The following is a 4,983-nucleotide window of genomic DNA, read 5'->3' on the forward strand; positions in this document are numbered from 1 at the left end:
GGCGCTCGTCCCCCGCGCGGCGTGGACCTGCACCGAATGCGGCGCCGGCCTCTCCCGCGTGCGCGCTCCGGGCCTGAGCCGGGTGATCTCGAACCTGATCCCGGGGGCGACGGCGGCGACGGGAGCGATCCTGCTCGTCAACGGACTGATGTTCCTCGTGATGCTCGTCGCGCCCCCCGCGGTGGCCGGAATCGAGTTCCAGACCGGTTTCGGCCGCCTGATGGGGTTCGACGGCGCGACGCTCCTGCGGTACGGATCGGGTGTGCCCGTGCTGACCTTCGAGGCGGGGGAATGGTGGCGCCTGATCACGCCCCTGTTCCTCCATGCCGGGATCCTCCACTTCGCGTTGAACTCGATGGCGCTGGCGTCGCTGGGCCCGCTCGCGGAGGAGGAGTACGGCACCGAGCGGTTCGGCGTCATGTACCTCCTGAGCGGGCTCGGCGGGACGCTCGTCGCGCAATACCTCGGCGGGGTGCGCACCGTCGGGGCGTCCGGCGCGATCTGCGGCCTGCTCGGACTCCTGCTCGTGCACGGCTGGCGGCGGGGGGGCGCCTACGGCTCCGCGATGCAGAGCGTGATGGCCCGCAACGCGATGCTCATGGTCGTGATGAGCCTGCTCCCGGGGATCGACTGGCGCAGCCACCTCGGCGGCTTCCTCGCGGGCGGCCTTCTCGGGCTCGTGGTGCCCTGGGGGCCTTACCGCACCCGCGCGGCGGCGACGCTCTGGTCGATGGCGGCCCTCGCGCTCCTCGCGATCTCGGTCTTCGCGTTCTACTCGATGGCGATCCACGGCACGGCGACGCTGCAGCAGCTGCTCGACCTCCGCGGCCGATGATCCGCATCGCCCTGGCCGGCCTCGGCGTCCACGGTTCCCGCTACGCGAGGCACCTTCTCGCCGGGGACATTCCCGGCGCCGCGCTCGTCGCGGTCTCGCGCGCGGACGAGGCGGCCGGACGCGCCTTCGCCGCCGGGCACGGGCTGGAGTTCGTCGCGGACCCCGTCGCGCTCGCGCGGCACCCCGGCGTGGACGCCGTCGTCTCGGCGGTTCCCCCCGACCTCCACCGCGCGATCGCCCTCGCCGCGATCGAGGCCGGGAAGGCGCTCCTGATCGAGAAGCCGCTCGCCGCGTCCCTGGAGGATGCCGACGCGATCGCGGCGGCGGCGGAGGGGGCGGCGGCGACCGTCGCGGTCGCGCACACGCAGCGCTTCGACCCGCTGTTCGTCGCCCTGCGCGAGCGCCTCCCCTCCCTCGGCGCCCTTCGCGTGCTGGCGATCGACCAGCGATTCGATCCCGGGGCGCGCCCCTGGACGGACGCCCCCGGTCGCGGCGGCGCGTTGCTCGTCACCGGCGTGCACGCGTTCGACCTCGCGCGCTGGCTGACCGGGGCGGAGCCGGTCTCCGTCGTCGCGGAGACCTCGGCGGCACCCGGCCGCGCGACCGAGGACACCTTCGCCGCGGTGCTCCGGCTCGAGCCGGGAGACGTCGTCGTCACCATCGACAACTGCCACCGCTCGCGCGGGCGCTCCGGGCGCGTCAGCGCCGCGGGAACGTCCGGCCAGCTCGCCGTCGATCACGCGACGCGCCGCTTCGTGAAGGTGGATGCGGACGGCGAGAGCGACCTCGGCTCGGTCCCGCACCTTCCGACGGTCGTCCCGTGCCTGCGCGACTTCGTGGTCGCCTCGAGCGCGCGGCGTCCGGCCGCGGTTTCGGTCGAGGACGGACTCGCGGCGGTGCGGATCGCGGACGCGGTGCGTCGCTCCGCGCGCGAGGGACGTCGCCTCTCCCTCGCTTGATACTCCTCAAGCTCGCACGCGTGCCTCGCCCCCGACCGAGGTGCGACTATGCCCCTCTGGAGAGCGGACCATGCAGGTGCTCGACAAGGGCGGCCTCTCGGATCTCTTCTCCGCGCTGAACCGGCGTGGATTTTCCATCGTCGGCCCCACGGAACGCGACGGCGCGATCGTCCTCGACACGCTCGAGCGGCCCGATCGTTTGCCGTGGGGGCGCGTCGCGCGCGACGGACCGGGGACGTGTCGCGTCGACGACGAGCCCACGGGCGCGGCCTTCTCGGGCGGCCCTGGCGCGCACCCATGGAAGCGCTTCCTCTACCCGCCGGCGGAAACGGTCCTCGCCGTCACGCGCGACGACGACGGGATCCGGATCGGATCTCCGGCGCCGGTCTCCCGCCTCGCGCTCTTCGGCGTGCGCCCGTGCGACGTCGCGGCGCTCGCGCGCCTGGACGGCGTGCTCGTGCACGGGCCGCACCCCGACGAACGCTACCGCGCGCGGCGGGACGCCGCGTTCGTCGTGGCGGTGGAGTGCACCGATCCCGGTCCGGCGTGTTTCTGCGGGTCCATGGGATCGGGACCGCGGGCGCGCCTGGGCTTCGACCTCGCGCTCGTCGAGATCGCGACGAACGGACGCCACGTGTTCCTCGCCCGCCCGGGAACCGAGCTCGGCCGCGAGGTCCTCGACGAGGTGGGTCCGGGGCGGGCGGACGCCGCGGAAGTCGCCGCCGCCGAGGCCGCGCTCGACGCCGCGGCCGCGCGCACGCACGGCGCCGTCGACGAGAAGACCGCCGAGCGCGCGGTGCTGGGCGACACCGAGCACGGAGCCTGGGAGCGGGTCGCCGCCCGTTGCATGTCCTGCGGCAACTGCACGCAGAGTTGCCCGACCTGCTTCTGCTCCACCATGGACGACCTCGCCGACCTCGAAGGCACCGCCTTCGAACGGGTGCGGCGATCGGAATCCTGCTTCGCCCCGGACTTCTCGTACATGCACGGCGGAAGCGTCCGGGGGAGCGTGAGGGCGCGCTACCGGCACTGGCTGCGCCACAAGTTCGGAACCTGGCACGCGCAGTTCGGCGCCGCGGGCTGCGTGGGCTGCGGGCGTTGCATCGTCTGGTGTCCCGCCGGGATCGACGTCCGCGAAGAGGTTCGAGCCCTGCTGGCCGCGTCGTACGCGGCCGTGGAGGAAGACGATGATCCAAACGCTTGAGCCGATCCTCGCCGAGATCCCGCTGTTCCGCGGGATGGAGCAGGAGTACGTCGCGCTCCTGGCGGGGTGCGCCGCCAACGTCCGACTCGAGCCCGGGCAGTTCCTGTTCCGCATCGGGGATGAGGCCGACGGCTTCTGGCTCGTGCGCCAGGGACAGGTCTCCGTCGAGATCCACGCCCCCGGGCGGGGCGCGCTCACGATCCACACGGCGCGCGAGGGGGACGTGATCGGCTGGTCGTGGCTCGTACCCCCGTACCAGCGCCACTTCGACGCCCGGGCGATCGTCGCGACGCGCGCCCTGCGGATGGACGCGAAGTGCCTGCGGGACAAGTTCGCGAGCGACCCGAGGCTCGGTTACGAGCTCATGAGCCGCTTCGGGCGCGTCGTCACCCAGCGCCTGGACAGCATGGCGCTCCAACTGCTGGACGTTTATGGCCACCGCGCCAACCCGACTTCCTGACGCCGCGGTCGCCCCGCCCGTCCCCTCCGCGGTCGACGCGATGCGCCCGGTGGTCTGCCGGGTGGTCTCCGTCGCCCGCGAGCTGAAGGACGTGACGACGCTCGTCCTCGAACCCCCCGCCGACGAGGCGCCGTTCACGTTCCTCCCCGGCCAGTTCAATATGTTGTGGGCCCCCGGCGTCGGGGAGTCCGCGATCTCCATCAGCGGGTCGGCGGACGAGCCGCGCCGGATCGTCCACACGATCCGGTCGATCGGTCCGGTGACCCAGGCGCTGTGCGGCCTGAACCGCGGCGACGAGCTCGCGATCCGAGGCCCCTTCGGCACCGCGTGGCCCGTCGCCGAGGCCGAGGGACACGACGTCGTCTTCGTGGCCGGCGGGATCGGCCTCGCGCCGCTGCGCCCCGCCCTGCTCCACGTCCTCGCCCGCCGCAATCGTTACGGCCGCGTCGCTCTCCTCTACGGCGCGCGCTCGCCGGCGGACCTGCTGTTCCAGAAGGACCTCGAGTCCTGGCGGGGTCGCTTCGACGTGACCGTCGAGGTCACCGTCGACCGGGCCGAAGCGGGCTGGCACGGCCGCGTCGGGTTCGTGACGAACCTCGTCGACCTCCCCCAGCTCTCGCCCAGCGAGTCCGTCGCCTTCGTCTGCGGCCCGGAGCTGATGATGCGCTTCTCGTGCCGCGAGCTCGCGCGGCGCGGGATCCCGACCGACCGGATCCACGTTTCGCTCGAACGGAACATGAAGTGCGGGTGCGGGCTGTGCGGCCACTGCCAGCTGGGCCCGGTTTTCGTCTGCAAGGACGGGCCGGTGTTCCCGCTGCGGGAGGTCGCGAGCCTCGTCACCGTGCGGGAGCTGTGAGATGGCGCCGCGAAAGCCGAAGGCGAAGCCCAAGCGCGCCGGCGACGGCGAGACCCCGGGGGACGTGAGGCCCAAGCTCGCCGTCTGGAAGTTCGCCTCCTGCGACGGCTGCCAGCTGACCCTGCTCGACTGCGAGGACGCCCTCCTCGAGATCGCCGCGAAGGTCGAGATCGCGAACTTCCCCGAGGCCTCCCGCGCGATCGTTCGCGGCCCCTACGACGTCTCGCTCGTGGAGGGCTCGATCACGACCTCCCACGACGCGGAACGGATCCACACGATCCGCCGCGCTTCGAAGGTCCTCGTGGCGATCGGCGCGTGCGCGACGGCCGGCGGCATCCAGGCCCTCCGCAACTTCGCGGAGGTCGGGACGTGGATGACCGCCGTGTACGGAAGGCCCGACGCCATCCCCACGCTTCGCGCGTCGACCCCGATCTCCGATCACGTCAAGGTCGACTTCGAGCTGCACGGCTGCCCGATCTCCAAGGAGCAGCTGATCCGCGTGCTCGGGGCGATCCTCCGCGGGAACGTGCCGCGCCTGCCGCACCACTCCGTCTGCCTCGACTGCAAGCGCAACGGCACCGTGTGCGTGACCGTGGCGGAGGGGCAGCCGTGCCTGGGCCCGGTGACGCGCTGCGGGTGCGGGGCGTTGTGCCCTTCGCACGGACGGGG

Annotated in this window: 6 protein-coding genes; all 6 read left to right on the plus strand. The window is 72.9% G+C overall.

The genetic code is table 11. The annotated features are described in order from the left end of the window. Positions 1–835: rhomboid family intramembrane serine protease (locus VF139_04555; GenBank protein HEX6850656.1), on the plus strand; the 835-nt coding region annotated here is incomplete at its 5' end. Beyond that, the gene (locus VF139_04560; GenBank protein ID HEX6850657.1) at positions 832–1,794 is read left to right on the plus strand and encodes a Gfo/Idh/MocA family oxidoreductase; all 963 of its coding nucleotides are present in this window, start codon (positions 832–834) and stop codon (positions 1,792–1,794) included. The genes VF139_04555 and VF139_04560, both read left to right, overlap by 4 nt. 70 nt (positions 1,795–1,864) lie before the next feature. Next, positions 1,865–2,998 (plus strand): 4Fe-4S dicluster domain-containing protein, encoded by a 1,134-nt coding sequence (locus VF139_04565; GenBank protein ID HEX6850658.1) that lies wholly within the window; start codon positions 1,865–1,867, stop codon positions 2,996–2,998. Then, positions 2,982–3,458, plus strand: a complete 477-nt coding sequence (locus tag VF139_04570; GenBank protein HEX6850659.1) for a cyclic nucleotide-binding domain-containing protein — start codon at positions 2,982–2,984, stop codon at positions 3,456–3,458. Before VF139_04565 ends, VF139_04570 begins: the two co-directional genes overlap by 17 nt. Positions 3,459–3,498: 40 nt before the next feature. Beyond that, positions 3,499–4,314 carry an FAD/NAD(P)-binding protein gene (locus tag VF139_04575; GenBank protein ID HEX6850660.1) on the plus strand — a complete coding sequence of 272 codons (816 nt, stop codon included), beginning with the start codon at positions 3,499–3,501 and terminating at the stop codon, positions 4,312–4,314. 1 nt (position 4,315) lies between these two features. Further along, the coding region (locus VF139_04580; GenBank protein HEX6850661.1) for a hypothetical protein at positions 4,316–4,983 on the plus strand (668 nt) is incomplete at its 3' end.

Source organism: Candidatus Polarisedimenticolaceae bacterium, from assembly GCA_036376135.1.
Taxonomy (GTDB): domain Bacteria; phylum Acidobacteriota; class Polarisedimenticolia; order Polarisedimenticolales; family DASRJG01; genus DASVAW01.

Excerpts from the sequence above, each read along its gene's own strand:
- VF139_04560 (HEX6850657.1), top strand. The coding sequence starts at position 832 with ATGATCCGCATCGCCCTGGCCGGCCTCGGCGTCCACGGTTCCCGCTAC.
- VF139_04565 (HEX6850658.1), top strand. The coding sequence starts at position 1,865 with ATGCAGGTGCTCGACAAGGGCGGCCTCTCGGATCTCTTCTCCGCGCTG.
- VF139_04570 (HEX6850659.1), top strand. The coding sequence starts at position 2,982 with ATGATCCAAACGCTTGAGCCGATCCTCGCCGAGATCCCGCTGTTCCGC.
- VF139_04575 (HEX6850660.1), top strand. The coding sequence starts at position 3,499 with ATGCGCCCGGTGGTCTGCCGGGTGGTCTCCGTCGCCCGCGAGCTGAAG.